Raw genomic sequence first — 18,573 nt, 5'->3', positions numbered from 1 at the left:
CAGATCTTTTTAATTTATTTTTTATGTTGACATACTCCTTGCTGAAAGTTACAGTAGTATTAATCTAAATAACCGAGAGATTTTTATTCTCACTTCTGATTGAATAAACGCTTTAGCGTGCTGTTAATTGTTTCTATATTGACTGTATGAAAAAGTAACCTATACATCATAAGAAGAACAGAAATAAGATAAATCGGTATATTTCTTAACTAGGAAACTAGCTGGGGAATATACCGATTTTTTTGTTAAGGAGGAATGGTCATGAACAAATCTAAAGGATCTATTGAAGCAGAAATAAGCAAAGCGTTAACTCAATGGGAAAAAGATTTCCTTGGACGTGGTTCCGTGTCCGTAAAGGCAGATATATTGCGTGATATGATTATTGTCACGTTACGCGGGGTTCTAACGCCTGCTGAATATGTCCTTTGTGAAACAAAAGAGGGCATGCTGTCCATCAAAAGGATGCGGTCTAATTTGATTGAATCAGGCATGAATGGCTTAAAAGAAATCATCTTTACCATAACGGGTGAAAAAGTGAAAAGCTTTCACACAGACATAAGCACGCAGAGCGGGGAACGGGTGATGGTGTTTAAAATAGATAGAGATATCGAAAAAAATTTTGAATAAAAAGACGATAGATGAAAAAGGGAGATCTTCAAAAGCCATACGGTCAGTTGAAGATAAACCGGCAGTTTTCAGAATGAATGGCGGGTGAGTGCCAGTTATTCTGAAATTGCCGGTTTTTTTGTGGGAAATGAAGGATATCAGGAGGAAGGAATATGTCAGAAATCATTTTACAAAATTTGTTGTCGCCGGTTGTGTTATTTTTTGTGTTAGGAATTGTGGCGGCTTTAGTGAAATCAGATTTAAAATTTCCAAGCGCCTTAAGCGAAGCGCTGAGTATTTACCTTTTAATCGCCATTGGGATAAAAGGCGGGATTGAGCTGTCTCATTATTCAATTGAATCCATTATGCAGCCAATTATGGGCGCACTCTTTTTAGGAATTGCCATTCCGTTTATCACCATTTTTATTACGCGTCTTATGAAAATGGACCTTCAAAATTCGATTGGCTTAGCGGCCACGTACGGGTCTGTCAGCATTGTCACCTATGGAGCGGCCATCTCCTTCATCGAAAAAAACGGTGTATCCTACGAGGGATTTATGAATGCTCTCGTCGTTATTATGGAAAGCCCCGCAATCTTAGTTTCATTACTATTATTAAAGAGCATCGAGAATAAAAAAGATAAATCAGCTCTTTCGATGCGAAGCGTAGGGTTTGTCTCTAAGCCAGCAAGCCTCATTGATAAAGAAGTGCTAAGAGAAAGCTTGTTTGGAAAAAGTATCTTGCTGCTGCTAGGCAGTTTGTTCATCGGTTTGATTCTTGGAGAACGTGCTGTGCCAATGGTGAAACCGCTGTTTATGGATTTATATAGCAGCGTGCTGATTTTGTTCTTACTGAGTATGGGAATCACGACAGGCCAGCGGTTGCCGGAAGTAAGGAAGCACGGTTTCAAATTGCTTCTTTTTGGATTAATCACGCCTGTTTTATTTGGAAGTTTAGGCGTGGTAACGGGGCACCTGGTAGGACTGTCTTTGGGCGGTATGACATTAATGGGTGTCTTAGCCGGAAGTGCATCCTATATTGCGGCTCCGGCAGCATTAAAAGCATCTGTACCGGAGGCGAATCCGTCTGTTTACTTGGGGTTGGCTCTTGGAGTGACATTCCCATTCAACCTTATTGTCGGCATACCTGTTTATTATGAAATGGCTCAATTGATTCAATAGGAGGGATTTTTATGCAGAAAACAAACGAGAAAAAGGCTTTAGTTCTAACAGGATTAAGTGTAAAATCACATCCGTTATTACCTGTCATAACAAATAAAAAAGCGGAACAATTAATCATCACAACAAGTTTTGGAACGATCATTTCACAGCCCTATGGTTGTACAATTAGAAACATTATTTTGGCCGTTTACTCCGAAGATATAGAAGAAATTTATATTATCGGAGAGAAGGATAGCAAAGAACATGCAATTAATGGAGAGGAGATTCTTTCTAAAATCCGGAAAGCAGGTATTGCAAAAGAAACGATCGAAACAATTGAATATATTGATGCGGCCGGCAGTAATCTATCAAGCTGGCTATCTGGAAAACAAGATGTGAATAAAATGATAACGGAAAATATCGATTTGATTAAAAGTCACCCATTAATTCCAAAAACGTTGTCTATTTATGGTTTTATTGCCAATGCGGAAACAGGTGAATTTGAGGCTGTTGCAGGAAACAAAGGTAAAAAGAAATAACTGAAAAACCGGTATGACATATTGACAGATTAACAAGAAAAGCAAAATAAAAGTTTGCTGATATGGAGGAGTTTGATTTATTTTTCGTCTATTTGCTAATTTAAAGAACCCAAATGTGTGACCACGGAATCTGCGTAAGAAAAAGGTGCCTTAATAAGGCATCTCTTTTTTTGTTCCAGTTAATACAGGCTTTACAGCCGCCTGTTTAAACAACTTTTTACTAAAAAAGCCATAGAGTCTCGATTATATAGGAAACAGCTATAAAAGCCGGTTGATGTTTATAGACCGTAGTGTGTACGTCGATAAAGCCAGCGGGAAGGACTTTAGAACATTCTCGAACAGGCTGGGCGTTGAACATGCCGGATATGAGGCGTTAAGGGCGTCTGTGATGGCTACGAAACACCGTCGCATTAAGAATCTACCGGGTTTCTATAACGGCGTGCTCGATCGTATGTTAGACCGCTTGGCTGCCGAGGATAGCCAGCGTATGCTTGCGGAAAGGTGCCAACTTCTCCTCGTCTGGCTATAAATTTGCGTGTAAATATATGCGAAAATGTAGCGTCCGCCGCCAGTATTTGCGCATAAAAAAGCCGCGGAGGGGGACTCTCCACAGCTTAGGTGAGACGGTTATACAACGGAGGGGGTCCGTTAGTTACACGTACTAATTATGCCCACTACGGCGGAAAATAACCGCACAAAAAAAGCCACGGAGGTGCCGCAGCAATAAAGGAATCATGTGAGTAAAGGATGTAACGAATGCTAGGGGCATCAACGTTACATGTTAAACGTTACCCGCTGCGGAGAAAGATAAAACAAATAGAAAAGAACCGCGGAGAGTCCCCGCGGTGAAAAACGACAAACTAACTGAAGATGGTGCCGGGTCAATGCAGAGACTCTAACTTAGATTATCACCCGTTACGAATAAATTTAAACCATATTAAAAAAGCGGCCTGCCAGTAGCCGCTTGAATTTGATGTCCGTATTAAAAACGTAAAAGAGCGCAGCTACGTGATAGCCACGCTTGAAAGTTGGTAGTTGTCAGGAGAAGTTAAATCAATATATGTCCGGCTTGGCCGCTTTATTCCTCGGATTCCAGACGCAAAAAAGCCGCGGAGGAATACCGCAGCAATGAGAGCGCCATTACTAGTCGATTGAGAACTCCGGGGATGGAATCGCTGAAATGGCGCCTAAAGGGAGCATACAGGATATGACATGGACCATTTTTTATTAGTATTTAACGTATGAAGCACCAACAATGATTAAAAGAATGAACAGCACTACAATCAGCGCAAAGCCAGCACCGTAGCCGCCACCACCGCAACCATACGCACCCATACCATTTCACCTCCTTTACCGAAGGATAGCGAAACAATTATATAAATCAATTTCTCGCAATTAATTTATAATAATTGAATCTATGTTATAGAGTATGAGCGAAGAAACGTGTTGGATTGAGCCTTTGTCTCTCCTAAATAATCTTTTTGCAGAAGAGATTAGTAAGATGATACATTCGAGTAACGCCGCGACGGGTAATACAAATAAAAAAGCGACCTTTTGTAGAGGCCGCAGCGATAAATGGAAATTGAGAGTAGATTGTCGAAACCATGTATTAATAGTTATCCGCTGTGGAGCAACTATAAACAGAGTTCGTGTTCATTTTTGAACTGAAAGACTTATGCCTTCTTTAGTCTACATTCCGTCTTATTTCATTCGTGCGTTTTTAAAAATCTATGTCTTTTCATAATTTCCCTAGCATATCTACTTATCCCAGCGTTTGCCTCCATCCTTCTGTATGCATCAGGAGAATACCGTTGTTTTATTACAAAATATTTAAACTCCGTGAATTCTTCATCTGTTAATACTTGTAATCGTTCTACCTTTATTAATAAATCGTGGTACTCGTGCAAATCAATTCACCCCCATGAGAAATGAAAGGTTCAGACAATCGGGACTTTGATCGCAACCCTCATGAAAGACAAATAACCCAGCCTGATTGAGAGTATAGGGCTCTCTAGGCTGGGTTAAGTTGGGTTGCTTCTGTCAATCGCTTGTATGTATTATAAAACTATTTAAAATATTCTGCAAGTAATATGCAACGATCCTTTTTCTTCAGAAAATGTTGTGAAAAGTTGCGATTTCGCGCGCATCCTAACTGCGCTTTTTTACGTTATCTTTATAGAAGCAACGCGATTTTGCCGTTTTACTCTGCTTTACTATTTGCCGGCACGCTGGTCCAGACGGTATTGCGCGAGGACTACGGCTTCGACGTCTGAGTGGTGCCGCGTTGTGATTCGTTATACTTTATTGGACATTTCACTTGCAGTATGGTCTGGACGACGGTAGGGGTCTGAAATCCCACCCTTCACGCTATTCCGAACATTTCCGTTTTTAGCATCCTTCCGTGGGTTCGGCGCCATAACTTAAAGAACAAATATCTCTCAAAACAGGTTTCAACTACAGACACAGGGGTATCTAAACTACAATCAGTCCAGAGGAGCTGTGAAAGATGAACCTTAGACAGCCTAGAATGAGATATATAGTCAAACTTGAGCGGAACGGTGAAACAACGCAAATTGTGATCATTGCCAGAAATCTTAAAGGTATGTATAGAGAGATTTACCAACTATACGGACATTTTCTTACTGATGAGAAAGGAAACGATGCAGGAACAATTTCTTTCGAAGAAATACCTTTATTTCCCACTGTGAAAGAGGAATTACATACACTGTCAAGCAGCAACCGAAAAGGATTATCATCTAAATAATAGATACCCCAATAAAAAACTGTCTATGCTCATTAACGAGGTTGTATGCGCTATGCTACAATTATTTTATAAAAATATTCACATCTCATTTACACATCACTTTATGAAAGCGCTAACAAAATTTATAAAAGATCAAATCGCAGCGCTTTTTAGAAAGAATTTTTTTGGAAAGAGGTGGTTTTGTCGAAATAATCATTGAACTCAAGAATTGTTAATGATTTTTTAAAAAACTATTTAATTGAGCACCCGATCGATCTTAAAACAATAACTATTTAAGGAGTGAAAGCATGAGAAAAACTTTGTTTTTTCCTAAAATAAGAACACGGGTTATGATTAGTTGTTTAATACTAGTAGCAATGTTAGTTTCGTTGGGATGGGTAAAGGTCGATGCGCAGGTCCAAAAAGCGGCGATATCCTCTGAAAAGGTAACAATACCTACTCCAAAGGTGACGGGTCCTATTCCGATTACGAAGACTTCCCGTCCATTTACGGTGGGAGGGACAAATCTAACAGACTATGGCTACCGTCTTGATGAATACTTTATTAGCGGCAAGGCGAATGTTTACGATTGGGGGGCCGACGGACAGGCTATTACCCCTCAAATCCGAACTCCACAGGCGCCATATACAACCCGGATTGTCGTTAGACGCCCCGATAAACCAAGCAAGTTTAGTGGGAATGTCTGGGTTGAGCTTAATAACCCTTCACGGGGATGGGATGTTGAGGTACAGTGGCCAACTGTCCAAGATAAAGTGCTCCGTGACGGCGACATTTGGATTTCAGTGACTGTCAAACCAAATGTGGTCGCAGCACTAAAGCGCATTGATTCAAAGCGTTATGCCCCGTTATCAATGGCCAACCCGTTGCCTTCCGACAAACAAGCCTGTGGGAAGTTGCCCAATGAAGAAGGCTATGATGAAAATCTTTCGAAGCTGTATGAAAATGGACTTGTTTGGGACATGCTGAGTCAGACGGGTGCCCTGGTACGCAGCAAGGACAAGAATAATCCACTGCACAATTATAACGTTAAGTACGTATTCGCAACCGGCGAGTCCCAAACAGGCTTCTTCCTTAACACGTATGCAGCAAATTTTGCGGAAAACGCGAGGCTGAAAAACGGTCATCCAGTGTATGATGGCTTCATCTCGGCATCGGGATCAGGCAGAACCACGCCAATCAATCAGTGCGTTCCCGCTACCGGTGTTAAAGATATAAGAACCCAGCTGCCAAAGAAACATGTACCATTTATGCAGGTTGACGCACAAGGAGACATCTTCCAACTGGGAAGCTATCTATGGAGAAAACCTGATAGTGACGTTCCAGGGGCGGGTTTCCGATTGTACGAAATTACAGGGGCTCCGCACGGTCCAGTCAACACCGTTAATTACCAACCACGAGCTGAGGATATCGTTAAGGCAGGTAATCTGCCGACCCAAGTGCCTTATGCATATGGGGGAGTCGAGCCAAAGGCAAACCAATTGCCGCGCCATTATATAGAAACGGCCATGTATGCCAACATGGAGCGCTGGGTTATCAAAGGCATTAAACCGCCACGTGCCAAGCCATTGCTCGTGCAAGAGGACAATGGAACACAGACAAGCCTTTTTGGCGAAACCATTTACGCATCATTCGTGAAGGATAAACATGGAAATGTACTGGGCGGTGTACGCAGCCCATATGTCGATGTTCCGACGGCCACATACAACGAGTATGCTACATTAAAACCAGGCTATCCTTATGCATGGTCGTTCGGCCATCAGGTCGACTTCACGAGTGAAACACTCCAGAAGCTTTACGGGGCAGTGGGTCCCCATCAGAATTACGTGAGACAGGTCGAAGCTTCAGTGAAGCAATTGACAAAAGAGCGGTGGCTTGAACCTGAAGAGGGTCAAAAAATTATACAGCAGGCAAAATTCACTCCAATCCCTTAATAATATTGCTTCATGTAAATAACTCATGAGTATTACGAGTGTTTCTATATACATTTCGAACATAGGGGATGTGTAGCACAAAATCTGAGAGAAGCAGGAACTTAGTAAGGGTTTGCTGCTTCTTTCTTTCATTTATAAAAAAACAGGTGATTTTTCTTCTCGTTAAATTCTTCTTCACTAATAATTCCGTCATCATACAAAGCTTTATATTTGCGTAATTCGTCAGTTGCGTCTGGAACTAATGAAGCTACTGACGAACTTTTACCGATTTTGGAGCGGGGACGAATTCAACAAACTCTTTCACCTGTCCTCGGTTGATCATACTCATTTCTGCTTTATTCCCTGAAGCGACGATATTAATTTTATGGCCACTCAATCCTTTGCTGATTTCCACACTGCTAATATTGGATAGCGGAAAAGATTCGGTTTCAAATCCAATCATCTTTTTGCAGAAAAAAAAGACCTGCCGATCAGTTGCAATGAACACGCCGTTCCGTAAAGTATCTTTGTCAAGCATTTTAGATTTAACTTGAAGAGTTAAAACAATCCTATATAAAACAAGGATATGAGGCTGCTTTCAAAACGGTTTCTTATAAAGAGCCAGCGTTAGAAAAAGCTAAGTATATTAACTGGTACAAAGAAGGATTTCAATCTATATAAGTTGAACGTGAAATCTCACATTCTAACACATAACCGATCAATCACTTCCTGCAAGCGATTTCAAAACCCCCAAATGTAACCGCCAAATCAAATTTTAGCATGCTCCCCGCACCACCTCTTTTTCACAGGTAGTTCGTTCATCTTGTACCGATTATTATTCATATTTAAAAGAAATTTGAAAAAATCAGGATTTTCCACATTTAATCATAGCTGCACTGCTAAAATTAATATTTTAGCATAGTGAGAATTTACTTTTTCCATTTTATTCCATCTATACTCAGTTATCCAGATTTATAAAAATACCTTTCTTGATTGTACATGCAAAACTGGATGATATAAAAATATAGCAACTTATAATATTTTATGTTATAAAAGACTTAGGTCTTTAGTTTTGTTAATGTCAGATGTTTTTGTAGAAACCGGGCTTGTAAGAAGAGATAAGAACATTTTGGAGGAGTTAGGTTGAAAAAGGGAATAAGTTTAAAATATCAGTTAATGCTGTTTATTTTTGTAATTTTAGCAACTGTTTTAATCGTTATGTTTTTGATTGCCTACGACAGCGCGAAAGATGAGATTATCGATCTTGGGGAAGAAATGTTCACCAATGTGAATAAAGATGTAATCGGCACTGCGGATTTGTTAAATGAACGAGTAGAAGCAGGCGACATGACGTTAGAAGAGGCACAGGAAACATTCAGAACATATGTAAATGGCCCGAAAATGCCTGACGGGTCTAGGGATATTACCCAGACCAAAATGTCTCAGAACGACTATATGTTTTTCTGGGCTTTTCAGGAAGATGGCGTAATGACGATGCACCCCGCCCCTACGGAAGGCCAAAATCTCTGGGATTATCAAGTGGATGGGAAATATACGGTCCGGGATACGTGGGCAAACCGGGAAAAGACAGGTGGCATTTATAGAGAAATATGGCAGAATGAAGGAGAGCCTATTTACACTTACATCAGCCATTTGGAGTACTATGAGCCGTGGGGCTGGATCATCGGTGCCGGCGGGCGGGAAGAAGTTTTATATGAAAGAAGAATGGACGGCCTGCAGAGGGAATTTTTGATTACGGCCATTCTGTCATTGATTGGTGCGCTGGCTGCCTCTTACTTCTTTGCACAGCTTATCTTTAAAAAGATAAACAAGCTTCGTTTGGCGATTGAAAAAGCAAGCGAAGGGGATTTAACACAGTCTGTCGATATTCATTTTAAAGACGAATTTGGCCATTTGGCTGATAGTTACAACATTATGACAGGTAATTTGCGGCACATTGTCCAGCAGGTGTCGGATGCTTCGCAGCAGGTAGCGGCCACATCCGAACAGCTAACGGCAAATGCAGAAATGACAAGCAAATCGAGCGAACAAATTGCGGAAACGCTTGACAGCGTGGCAGCAGGCACAGTCAAGCAGCTTCAAAGCATAGAAGACACGGTTCAGGCAGCGGAGGGCGTCGCCCGCGGTGGAGGACAGATTGAAGAAAATATGGAGAAAGCATCAATTCTGGCTGTTGAAGCTTCCCAAAAAGCGGCGGAAGGGGATGAATCCCTGAAAAAGGCGGTTCAGCAGATGAATTCGATCAATAAAACCGTTGGAGGGCTGGCGGATGCCGTAAAGGGGCTGGGTGAAAATTCAAAAGAAATCGGGCAGATTGTCCAGGTTATCACCGGCATTTCCGAGCAGACAAACTTATTGGCCTTAAATGCAGCTATTGAAGCGGCAAGGGCAGGTGAATCCGGAAAGGGATTCGCGGTTGTCGCAGATGAAGTTCGCAAGCTTGCGGAACAGTCTAAAAAATCCGCTGAACAAATTACGCAGCTGATCAATGTGATTCGGGCGGAAACAAACAAAACCATCGATTCAACGCAGCACGCCACAGCCGAAGTATCAGAAGGAATTCAGGTTGTCGGCCAGGCCGGTGAATCATTCCAGCACATTCAAGAAAGCATCGGGGAAGTATCGGTCCAGTTTGAACTGGTCCTGGAGGCGGTGAAGAATGTTGCTCCTGAAACGGAAAAAATGGTGCACTCTATTGGCCTTGTGTCTGAAGTAGCCGAAGGAACAGCGGCCAGCACCCAGACCGTTTCAGCATCTACGGAAGACCAGGTTGCTTCCATGCAGGAAATCACGGCTTCAGCAGCGGCTCTTTCCAAAATGTCTGAAGAGCTGCATAACCTGGTAGGAAAGTTTAAAATTTAAAGCTTAATCCACCAGCTATCCAGGCACTGCTTCTTGTAGCAGGGAAGGAAAAATTAGACAAGAGCATTCTTCAAGAACAAGAACCCTCAGTGCGCGTACACTGAGGGCTCTTTTAATAAACACGACACGGAGGGAGTGTGTGTTTTAAAACAAAAGCGGCATTTTTATCCGGTCATACTTTTGTGAAAAGTACATGTCAGACGATACTCTTTATTTTGCAAAAGAAAAAGAATAAGAAAAGGGCTGCACACCGGATCATCCAGCAGCCCAGTTTCTAGTAAACCCAACTTAAATAATTCTTCTTCAACTCCCATGAAAGAATAATAAATATTTCATCATCTGTGGTGCTGCGAAGTGCGGCATGGATGGCTAACGGGAGCTGTTAGTTCAATAAGACCTATAAAAGTGACCGATTTTTCGGTCTTTTTTATTTGGTTAAAAATTAGCAGAGCCTGTTTATTAAACGTACTTATTTATGTTATGCCATAACTCTATATTTGGCTGTTTTGCTTATTTACATATAAACGCATACAAAAGCAGGTTAATAACAAATACAAAATTATATGGAATATAACGAAAATAATATTTTGCAGTTCAATATCTAAAGTGAATTACCGATATAAATAAAAGATGTGTAAATAATCGGTAATGGAGTGTTGTCAATGAGTTTTACAATTGGAAAAAAGTTGATGGGCGGATTTTTAAGCATTGCCGTTCTTCTTGGCATTATTAGTTTTATATCGGATTATTACATTCAAAAAGTGGATGATTCCTACTCAGATTTAATCGATCGACGAGCGGTAATTCTGTCAAACGCAAAAGACATGCAAATCTATGCTTCAAGAGAAATTTCAAACGTACGAGGACTTTTATTAGAGGAAGAGGGTTCTGCAGAGGCTTTATCAGAATCTACAGCCGGAATAAATGAAAAAATTAAAAGCACAACCAATTTAGTTCAACTTCAAGAAGCCAAGGATTTACTGAAAGAGCTTTCTATATTGAATGAGGAATTTAAAAGTAAGTCAGAGCACTTTGTCACTTTGACGGAGACCAATAAAGGAGAAGCTCAAAAGTTCGCTGGCGAAGAAGTTATCCCACTGGCAAGAGAAATAAGAGATACAGCGGATAAATTAGCGGATTTACAAGCAAAAGCTATGGAGGAAGGCAGCAAAACAAATTCTGATATGGTTCACTCAGTTGAAACAACGGTGCTGATCTTGAGCGTAACCGCTTTTATCTTGGCTATTATAATAGGTACGATGATTACCCGAATGATTACCAAGCCTATTTTATCTCTCGCAAAAGGAGCAGGAAGTATCGCATCGGGTGATTTGACTCAAGATGACATTAAGGTAAAGAACCGGGATGAGATTGGAAATCTGGCGGATTCCTTTAATCAAATGAAAATGAACCTTCGAGAGTTGATTCATCAAGTTGGCTCAAATGCCGAGCAGGTAGCCGCAACATCGGAAGAATTATCTGCCAGTGCTGAACAAACAAGTAAAGCGACAGAACAAATTTCAATGGCTATTCAAGAAGTAGCATCCGGCTCAGAAAAACAGGTTTCCAGTGCTGCAGAGTCTGCACAAGCGGTCGATGAAATTTCAAGAGGGATGAATCAAGCTGCATCTTCTATTCAATCTGTTGCAGACTTAACAGCTGCTACGAACGAGAAAGCAAACGTTGGAAATACAGTAGTTACCCGAACGGTCGAACAAATGAACCTTGTACAAGATTCTACAACTGAATCTTCAGTGGTTGTGAACGCTCTTGGTGAAAAATCAAAGGAAATTAGCCAAATTGTTGAACTGATTACACAGGTTGCAAGTCAAACGAACTTATTAGCGTTAAATGCTGCTATAGAAGCGGCTCGGGCAGGTGAACAAGGAAAGGGTTTTGCGGTTGTAGCAGATGAAGTCCGAAAACTTGCTGAACAATCCGCTCATGCTGCAAGTCAAATTCATGATCTTATACAGGAGATACAAACGGAAGCAGAAAGAGCTGTCCAGTCGATGAATAACGGTGCAGGTGTTGTCCGTGAAGGGATTAAAATGGTGGATCAAACCGGTGAAGCCTTCCGAGATATTGTCCAGTCCATTGAACAGATAGCTGCCGAGTCTCACGAAGTTTCTGCTATTGTGGAACAAGTAAATTCGAGTTCACAAAACATGGCAGGGATGATGAAAAATATCAGTCATATTGTTGAACAATCGGCAGGAAATATACAGAACGTGGCTGCTTCAGCCGAGGAACAAAATGCCGCAATGGAAGAAGTTTCAGCTTCAGCGGTAGTTTTAAGTGAAATGGCTCAGGATTTACAACAAGTGATAAGTAAATTCAAAGCTTAATAAAAAAGGTATCAAAGGGGCAGGTTAGCTGTACAAGTTATAAATTTAATGGTTTAAAGTTATAGAGCATTTCTTTGAATGAGGAATGCTTTTTATTTTTGCTTAAAACAAAAATATACAATAAAAATGTTATCCAAATCAATAAAAATTTATTGTAAAACGATAAAATATATATTAAAATCAAAATCAGAATAAATAAGTGAGGTGCTTTTTATGGAAAAAGTAACAACGTTGTTTTTAAAAATAGCTGTTATTCTTTTAGGAGTTCCAGTTCTTGCTCTGTGCATTTTTTTGGTGCCTGAGATGGCGAATCTTGCAGTAAAATTGCTTCCAGAGTTTGCTTTTATAAAATATCTCGTTTTCATCGCTTTTGATGCATCGGCGATACCTTTTTACTTTGCTTTGTATCAGGCTTTCAAACTCTTACACTATATTGACAAAAATAAAGCTTTCTCCGATTTATCTGTAAATGCTTTAAAGAAAATCAAATACTGTGCCATCACAATCAGTATTTTGCATGTGCTAGTTTGGCCGCTCTTCTATATCTTTGCGGAAGTAGACGACGCACCAGGAGTTATCTTTGTCGGATTGGTTGTTCCTTTTGCTTCGATGGTTATCGCAGTCTTTGCGGCTGTTCTCCAAAAACTTTTACAAGAAGCAATTAATATCAAATCAGAAAATGATTTAACGGTCTGAGGTGAATAACAATGGCAATTATAATCAATATTGATGTGATGTTAGCAAAAAGGAAAATGAGCGTAACAGAACTTTCGGAGAAGGTTGGAATAACAATGGCGAACCTTTCTATATTGAAAAATGGAAAGGCAAAAGCGATTCGATTATCCACTTTAGAGGCAATTTGTAAGGCTTTAGAATGTCAGCCTGGAGATATTTTAGAATACAAAAGTGACGAAGACAGTTAAACACATTGTGGAGGAAACTTAATATAACAATTATTAGGGGTGGTATAACTATGGACATTAACAATGTGATTATTGAAAATATTGCTAACCCTCATGAGCTGGAGAGAATGTATAGAAAAGACCCGAAAGCTTTTAAAAAGTCATTCTCACACGCATGGGAACAAAATCCTGATTCTCAGGTTCTTGGTGTTTGGTATGAAAGATTGCATTTCAAGGAGACGGCAAATACAGAAAAATCTTCCTTGCTTCAAAAAGGTTTCTTATTCATGGGCATTTTAGCCATTCTGGCCGGGATAAGCACCAGGATCATTTTCCATTTTGTCGAACAGGAAGCAATTGCTCCAATTAACCTGGCTTTTGGTATAATTCCCTTTATTGCTGCCTATTTTGTTTACAATAATACTCCGAAAAAAAGTGTTATTTATGCCCTTGCAGCGTTGTTCCTAATTTCCGGGCTTTATCTTAATATGCTGCCATTAAATTATAAAGACAGTATTATCCTTGCTTATTTACACCTTCCCATATTCTTATGGGTATTGGTAGGGCTTGCATTTACAGGAAATGAATATTCAAAAGGCAGTACAAGATTAGCCTATATTAAATTTAATTTGGAATATTGTATTCTTTACACCAGCATGGCAGTTAGCGGAATGGTACTAGCAGCATTAACCATGCAGTTATTTAGCTTTGTTGGCTTGGATATAAAAGACTTCTATTTTAGTAATGTCGTTTTATTTGGTGCTGCCGCTCTCGCTATTGTGGCTGCATACCTGGTATCAATGAATCTTAAACTTGCTAAGAATATTACACCATATATAGCTAAAATTTTTAGTCCTCTTGTCCTGGTCACATTGTTGGTCTATCTTATAACGGTTATATGGGTCGGAAAAAACCCATTCTTGGACCGCAATTTCTTGATAGCCTTCAACGGAATACTCCTTGGCGTATTGGCCGTTACTATATTTTCCATTATCGAGAGCGACTCAGACGAGAAAAAGAACATTTTAGATTATATAAATTTTGCTTTAATTGTTCTTGCGCTTATCATTGACAGTGTGGCTTTGTCAGCCATCGTGTTCAGACTTTCTTCTTATGGGATTACGCCTAATAGACTTGCTGTTTTAGGAGTAAACATACTTATCTGGGCAAATCTAATTTGGATTATGCTCTCCTATATGCGTTTTCTACAAAACAAATCCGGACCTTCAACTATCCAAGATGCCGTTACTAAGTATTTACCGGTCTACGGACTTTGGGCAGCTTTCGTTACATTTACTTTTCCTATAATTTTTAATTAGAAAGGCTCTGTTAATGTAACGAAAAGCTAATCTTCTATAACGTATAAAATCCTTAGAGCCGATATTATGCAGCTTTTTATACAGAGTTGCATAATATCGGCTTATTTTCATTACTAAAGTTAAAAAGAGGGTATTCAAACTAGAAGACATAATATATTGTTGATGCAACTGGATTCTTTAAAATATGTCCAGTTTCATGTGCCCAACGAAAAAGGACTTCATGAAACGTATTTGATAAGCTAAACTTGCAGGTTTTAAGTTGAGTTTGATTTAGATTAAATGTAAAAAGATGTACTTACACTAAAGGGGGCTTTAGTTTAATATCCAAAGTTATCATAAGCCGAAAATATGCAAGTTTTTATTCATTCCTTGTATGTTTTCGGCTTTCTTACATTCAAAAAACATACTGCCGTAAACAGCATTTTTTAATTGCCAAATACAGACTGAACAGCAGATTAACAGTATTGATAAAACGAAAAAGGGATTATTAATTATTACGGCTGAAAAAGTGGCAAGTTAAGAAAATACTATGAAACAACTACCATTTATGGTAATACGGGCGTGAGATAGTACAAAACTGAGGATTTATCTAACATTTTTATCCAATCATCATCCCAACGAACGAAGAAGTGATGATTGCCCGTGACGTTTCTCGTTTAACAGGTGTGTAAGGCGTTTCTTCAACGTTTAGCGTGAATGCTTGGTGATGGTTATAGGCCGGAAAATGGGCTTTTAAATCAAATATTTGGTGAAATAAAACCATGACCTGAATTTCACACTCAAACTCTCTTATGTGTTGAAAATAATCACACACTAAGGGGTTTTTTTCTTTGGCAAAAAAGAAAAGAAAAATGCAGGTTCAAGAAGCATTATCGATTGAAAAAGCAAGAGAGGTTGTCACACGAATTAAGCAAATCGAAGGTTTATCAAAGCACACACTGGAGAACTATCATAAGCTGTTTAATGACCTTGAACGCTGCTTTTCCAAAAGAAAGCTAGTTTCTAACTTTACCATTGAAGATGTCTAATTAAAAACTGCTCTTGCTAGTTAAAATAAACATTTGCCAGTTCGACCCTGATTTCGTTAAAAAATGCTTTTGCGATTTCGGGGTCTTTTTCCCGTTGCACCCTTGTCAATCCAGTGTTTTTTCAATTTTCTTTTCAGTCTTTTTTAGCAAAACTTTATTTTAACTCGAACAGTGTAATGCTGGTTGATGGAGTGGATTTTAGCAGGAGATTATTTTAGTTGTACAGAGATTGTGAAGTTAAACTAAACATTTCCGATCAGTTTGATAAAAAGTGCTTAAGCATGGTATAAGTGTAAAAGAAGCAGGGACATTTTGTTTTTTAATTTTGGGATAAGGGATTGGCCTGGTATCCATAATGAGAGGATTTGAATTTGAATATGATAGATAATTTTTGGCGTGATTTACCACGACCTTTTTTTATACTGGCACCAATGGAAGATGTGACGGATGTTGTTTTTCGCCATGTAGTGAGTGAAGCAGCCAGACCTGATGTGTTTTTTACAGAGTTTACAAACACGGAGAGTTATTGTCACCCAGAGGGGATCCATAGTGTGCGTGGGCGTTTGACTTTTACAGAGGATGAACAACCAATGGTAGCTCATATATGGGGGGATAAGCCTGAATACTTTCGTCAAATGAGTATTGGTATGGCGAAACTTGGGTTTAGGGGTGTGGATATCAATATGGGCTGTCCTGTACCTAATGTGACACAGAATGGGAAGGGAAGTGGCCTTATCCGTCGTCCAGAAGTTGCAGCAGATTTAATACAAGCAGCAAAAGCAGGAGGATTGCCCGTAAGTGTAAAGACAAGGCTTGGTTACACGGATGTAGACGAATGGCACGACTGGCTAACACACATATTGAAACAAGACATTGTTAATCTTTCCATTCATCTGCGTACAAAAAAGGAAATGAGCAAAGTAGATGCTCATTGGGAACTAATCCCAGAGATTAAGAAACTTCGTGACCAGGTGGCACCAGATACACTCTTGACGATCAATGGGGATATCCCTGATCGTCAAACTGGCTTAAAGCTCGCTCATCAATACGGTATTGATGGGATTATGATTGGGCGTGGTATTTTCAATAATCCATTTGCCTTTGAAAAGCAGCCGAAAGATCATAGTAGTAAGGAATTACTCGATCTCTTAAGGCTGCATCTGGATCTACATGATAAATATTCCAAATTAGAGCTGCGTCCGTTCAAGGCTCTTCATCGCTTTTTTAAGATATATGTCCGTGGGTTTCGAGGGGCAAGTGAATTAAGAAATCAATTAATGAACACAGCGTCCACAGATGAAGCACGTTCACTGCTCAATGACTTTGGGTCAAAGAATCTTGATAGAATGGGGGAGCAGGAGAAGTGTCCCCATTCAAGGTAAAAGCGAAGTAGGACTAAACTGGTGTGCCCCCAAAAAGTTAGAGTTTATACTAAGCAGATAATTGGCTGGTGTGAAGACGGTATTGAACCGGACTCATTCTCGCCAATTTTTGCTTTATACGTTTGTTATTAAAGTAATCTATAATAGGTTATGAATCTGCAAATTAAAAGTACGCAAATGGGGAAGATCATTTATGTCTAACTAAAAATGGAACATTAATTACTCTGTATGCTAATAATCAAAAAATTGCTTCAAAGCACGTTATTGCTTCTTTAATTTAGATAAATTATCAGCCTATAAGTAAAAAACACAGCTAGAATGGCGTCTTAAATGAAATATCGCTAACGGAATCAGGTCATATTGGTTCCGTTAGTTTTTTTGTATAATCACCAACATCCCGTATGTTGTCAATTACAGTCCACACATGTAGAATAAGGGAACATATTGGCGAAGTTCATATAAAGTGAACAGCTTGTTTCGCTTTGACAGGGTAGAGGTCGCTGGTTCGAACCCAGTAGGAACCATATAATAAAACTAAAACGCGAGAACTCCTTATGTATCGAGGATTTCCGCGTTTTTTGTTGTATTATAGTTTGGCGATAAAACGTTTGGGATGAGGACAATTAGAGAACTTAAGAGTTATATCGGGAAAAAGTTGATGAGTAGATGAAACGCATTAGTCTATTAATCAAAAACACTAGGGAAGAGTGGAGAAATTTTGCCTTAAAACTCAACTATGGATTAAAAAAAGTATATAAATTGTGAAAAGATGTACTTAACTAACGAAGCAGATTTCTTTAACAACGAATATTTATAATTCACCTGCAAACATGAGAATTGAAGCTAGGATAGTAAATCAAATGAGACACGTTTTTCCCCTCCCAACATATTATTTGATAAGGAAAATGGGAAGAGAGGGAGGAATAATGGTTAATTTATTTCCAATTGAAATAAATGGACATATCTTTTTAGGCATCTCTGTTATGTTGCCAAAAACAGGTTTAGTCATGGTTACCAGCGAAAAAGGATATATTATGTGTGGGGCTCTTGATGTCTCATTGCTAAATGAGAGGTTAAGTGATAGAAAGATCATTGCTGGTAGAGCTGTTGGTGTAAAAACAGTTGAACAGCTTTTGGAAGCACCGTTAGAATCAGTTACATTGGAAGCAGAAGCAATCGGAATTCATAAAGGTATGCTTGGAAAAGATGCTATGTTAAAAATGATTTAAAGAGAAAGTCAGTCATTTCGGCTGACTTTTTCATTTTTTAAAAATCAATGAAAATAAATGTAAAGCAGGTGAAGGGGGAATGAAGACACTATTATTCGTAACAGATGTATACTTTGTAGTGATAGGACAGGTTTTATAGCTGGCGACTTCCACAAGGGCTGTATGAAAACCATGGAATTTTCCGTATTTTACATAATAAAAAGCAATTAAGATGAAACAGCAGCTAGAAAATTAACTTTATGTTTTGATTTGCAAAATAATCTGTCAGTCATAAAAAAGACATTAAACCTTTTAGAAAAGCTAATTGAAGAATGTGATGATTGAGAGAGCGGTACAGATAAAAAAGAAGACTACTTATTATGTTATGTTGCATTAAAAATACCTGCAGCATTATAAAACCATTCAACATAAAAGAAGAGAACGCTTATGGTAGTGACCCCTTAAAGTTAGAGTTTCAATTATGCAGCTAATTGGCTGGCATGAGTCCGGTATTGCACCGGGCT

The 18,573-nt window shown here is 39.3% G+C and carries 17 protein-coding genes; 13 read left to right on the top strand and 4 right to left on the bottom strand.

Annotated features, from left to right (window positions below):
- Nucleotides 1–261 precede the first annotated feature (261 nt).
- The 3 genes from NLX67_RS18360 (at nucleotide 262) to NLX67_RS18350 (ending at nucleotide 2,305) form a co-directional block, all read left to right on the top strand.
- A complete protein-coding gene (locus tag NLX67_RS18360; RefSeq protein WP_254312871.1) occupies nucleotides 262–627 on the top strand; it encodes a Na-translocating system protein MpsC family protein in 366 nt (121 codons plus the stop codon).
- Between the two features lie 152 nt (nucleotides 628–779).
- The gene (locus NLX67_RS18355; RefSeq protein ID WP_254312870.1) at nucleotides 780–1,787 is read left to right on the top strand and encodes a sodium-dependent bicarbonate transport family permease; all 1,008 of its coding nucleotides are present in this window, start codon (nucleotides 780–782) and stop codon (nucleotides 1,785–1,787) included.
- An 11-nt stretch (nucleotides 1,788–1,798) separates the two neighbouring features.
- Nucleotides 1,799–2,305 (top strand): carbonic anhydrase, encoded by a 507-nt coding sequence (locus NLX67_RS18350; protein WP_254312869.1) that lies wholly within the window; start codon nucleotides 1,799–1,801, stop codon nucleotides 2,303–2,305.
- A 1,227-nt stretch (nucleotides 2,306–3,532) separates the two neighbouring features.
- Here the strand turns inward: NLX67_RS18350 and NLX67_RS18345 are convergent.
- A complete protein-coding gene (locus tag NLX67_RS18345; RefSeq protein WP_254312868.1) occupies nucleotides 3,533–3,640 on the bottom strand; it encodes a YjcZ family sporulation protein in 108 nt (35 codons plus the stop codon).
- 1,171 nt (nucleotides 3,641–4,811) lie between these two features.
- Between NLX67_RS18345 and NLX67_RS18340 the strand changes: the two genes are divergently transcribed.
- On the top strand, nucleotides 4,812–5,069 hold the full coding sequence (locus tag NLX67_RS18340) for a hypothetical protein (RefSeq protein WP_254312867.1): 258 nt from the start codon (nucleotides 4,812–4,814) through the stop codon (nucleotides 5,067–5,069).
- A 287-nt stretch (nucleotides 5,070–5,356) separates the two neighbouring features.
- The gene (locus NLX67_RS18335) at nucleotides 5,357–7,000 is read left to right on the top strand and encodes an alpha/beta hydrolase domain-containing protein (RefSeq protein ID WP_254312866.1); all 1,644 of its coding nucleotides are present in this window, start codon (nucleotides 5,357–5,359) and stop codon (nucleotides 6,998–7,000) included.
- A 128-nt stretch (nucleotides 7,001–7,128) separates the two neighbouring features.
- Here the strand turns inward: NLX67_RS18335 and NLX67_RS23090 are convergent, their stop codons facing one another.
- Together NLX67_RS23090 and NLX67_RS18325 are read right to left on the bottom strand one after the other, a co-directional pair.
- Entirely contained in the window at nucleotides 7,129–7,269 is a 141-nt protein-coding gene (locus NLX67_RS23090) for an SHOCT domain-containing protein (protein WP_309143149.1), read from the bottom strand.
- On the bottom strand, nucleotides 7,248–7,517 hold the full coding sequence (locus tag NLX67_RS18325) for a PH domain-containing protein (RefSeq protein ID WP_254312865.1): 270 nt from the start codon (nucleotides 7,515–7,517) through the stop codon (nucleotides 7,248–7,250). The genes NLX67_RS23090 and NLX67_RS18325 overlap by 22 nt, the downstream gene beginning before the upstream one ends.
- Before the next feature lie 605 nt (nucleotides 7,518–8,122).
- On the opposite strand from NLX67_RS18325, the gene NLX67_RS18320 reads away from it, so the two are divergent.
- The 7 genes from NLX67_RS18320 (at nucleotide 8,123) to NLX67_RS18290 (ending at nucleotide 16,841) form a co-directional block, all read left to right on the top strand.
- Nucleotides 8,123–9,862, top strand: coding sequence for a methyl-accepting chemotaxis protein (locus NLX67_RS18320; protein ID WP_254312864.1), 1,740 nt, complete (start codon nucleotides 8,123–8,125; stop codon nucleotides 9,860–9,862).
- Between the two features lie 662 nt (nucleotides 9,863–10,524).
- Complete coding sequence (locus NLX67_RS18315) at nucleotides 10,525–12,210, top strand: methyl-accepting chemotaxis protein (RefSeq protein ID WP_254312863.1); 1,686 nt, start codon at nucleotides 10,525–10,527, stop codon at nucleotides 12,208–12,210.
- A gap of 213 nt (nucleotides 12,211–12,423) precedes the next feature.
- Nucleotides 12,424–12,906, top strand: coding sequence for a DUF2975 domain-containing protein (locus NLX67_RS18310; protein WP_254312862.1), 483 nt, complete (start codon nucleotides 12,424–12,426; stop codon nucleotides 12,904–12,906).
- A gap of 11 nt (nucleotides 12,907–12,917) precedes the next feature.
- Nucleotides 12,918–13,133 (top strand): helix-turn-helix domain-containing protein, encoded by a 216-nt coding sequence (locus NLX67_RS18305; protein WP_017153334.1) that lies wholly within the window; start codon nucleotides 12,918–12,920, stop codon nucleotides 13,131–13,133.
- A 50-nt stretch (nucleotides 13,134–13,183) separates the two neighbouring features.
- The gene (locus NLX67_RS18300) at nucleotides 13,184–14,431 is read left to right on the top strand and encodes a DUF4153 domain-containing protein (RefSeq protein WP_254312861.1); all 1,248 of its coding nucleotides are present in this window, start codon (nucleotides 13,184–13,186) and stop codon (nucleotides 14,429–14,431) included.
- An 830-nt stretch (nucleotides 14,432–15,261) separates the two neighbouring features.
- A complete protein-coding gene (locus NLX67_RS18295) occupies nucleotides 15,262–15,459 on the top strand; it encodes a hypothetical protein (RefSeq protein WP_254312860.1) in 198 nt (65 codons plus the stop codon).
- A gap of 377 nt (nucleotides 15,460–15,836) precedes the next feature.
- Complete coding sequence (locus NLX67_RS18290; RefSeq protein WP_254312904.1) at nucleotides 15,837–16,841, top strand: tRNA dihydrouridine synthase; 1,005 nt, start codon at nucleotides 15,837–15,839, stop codon at nucleotides 16,839–16,841.
- Nucleotides 16,842–16,890: 49 nt separating this feature from the next.
- Here NLX67_RS18290 and NLX67_RS23300 read toward each other — a convergent pair whose 3' ends face one another.
- The gene (locus tag NLX67_RS23300; protein WP_375143414.1) at nucleotides 16,891–16,983 is read right to left on the bottom strand and encodes an IS3 family transposase; all 93 of its coding nucleotides are present in this window, start codon (nucleotides 16,981–16,983) and stop codon (nucleotides 16,891–16,893) included.
- Between the two features lie 784 nt (nucleotides 16,984–17,767).
- Between NLX67_RS23300 and NLX67_RS18285 the strand changes: the two genes are divergently transcribed.
- Nucleotides 17,768–18,070, top strand: coding sequence for a YunC family protein (locus tag NLX67_RS18285; protein WP_046180990.1), 303 nt, complete (start codon nucleotides 17,768–17,770; stop codon nucleotides 18,068–18,070).
- Nucleotides 18,071–18,573: the final 503 nt, after the last annotated feature.

Source organism: Domibacillus sp. A3M-37, assembly GCF_024213455.1.
GTDB classification, from domain to species: Bacteria; Bacillota; Bacilli; order Bacillales; family Domibacillaceae; genus Domibacillus; species Domibacillus tundrae.
The sequence above is the reverse complement of the archived record's forward strand: the minus strand, read 5'-3'. Positions and strand labels throughout refer to the sequence as shown.

What these genes read in the sequence shown, in the direction of transcription:
- NLX67_RS18355 (WP_254312870.1), top strand. Translation starts at nt 780, where the DNA reads ATGTCAGAAATCATTTTACAAAATTTGTTGTCGCCGGTTGTGTTATTT.
- NLX67_RS18350 (WP_254312869.1), top strand. Translation starts at nt 1,799, where the DNA reads ATGCAGAAAACAAACGAGAAAAAGGCTTTAGTTCTAACAGGATTAAGT.
- NLX67_RS18310 (WP_254312862.1), top strand. Translation starts at nt 12,424, where the DNA reads ATGGAAAAAGTAACAACGTTGTTTTTAAAAATAGCTGTTATTCTTTTA.
- NLX67_RS18305 (WP_017153334.1), top strand. Translation starts at nt 12,918, where the DNA reads ATGGCAATTATAATCAATATTGATGTGATGTTAGCAAAAAGGAAAATG.
- NLX67_RS18360 (WP_254312871.1), top strand. Translation starts at nt 262, where the DNA reads ATGAACAAATCTAAAGGATCTATTGAAGCAGAAATAAGCAAAGCGTTA.
- NLX67_RS18300 (WP_254312861.1), top strand. Translation starts at nt 13,184, where the DNA reads ATGGACATTAACAATGTGATTATTGAAAATATTGCTAACCCTCATGAG.
- NLX67_RS18325 (WP_254312865.1), bottom strand. Translation starts at nt 7,517, where the DNA reads ATGCTTGACAAAGATACTTTACGGAACGGCGTGTTCATTGCAACTGAT.
- NLX67_RS18290 (WP_254312904.1), top strand. Translation starts at nt 15,837, where the DNA reads ATGATAGATAATTTTTGGCGTGATTTACCACGACCTTTTTTTATACTG.
- NLX67_RS18315 (WP_254312863.1), top strand. Translation starts at nt 10,525, where the DNA reads ATGAGTTTTACAATTGGAAAAAAGTTGATGGGCGGATTTTTAAGCATT.
- NLX67_RS18340 (WP_254312867.1), top strand. Translation starts at nt 4,812, where the DNA reads ATGAACCTTAGACAGCCTAGAATGAGATATATAGTCAAACTTGAGCGG.
- NLX67_RS18335 (WP_254312866.1), top strand. Translation starts at nt 5,357, where the DNA reads ATGAGAAAAACTTTGTTTTTTCCTAAAATAAGAACACGGGTTATGATT.
- NLX67_RS18345 (WP_254312868.1), bottom strand. Translation starts at nt 3,640, where the DNA reads ATGGGTGCGTATGGTTGCGGTGGTGGCGGCTACGGTGCTGGCTTTGCG.
- NLX67_RS18285 (WP_046180990.1), top strand. Translation starts at nt 17,768, where the DNA reads ATGGTTAATTTATTTCCAATTGAAATAAATGGACATATCTTTTTAGGC.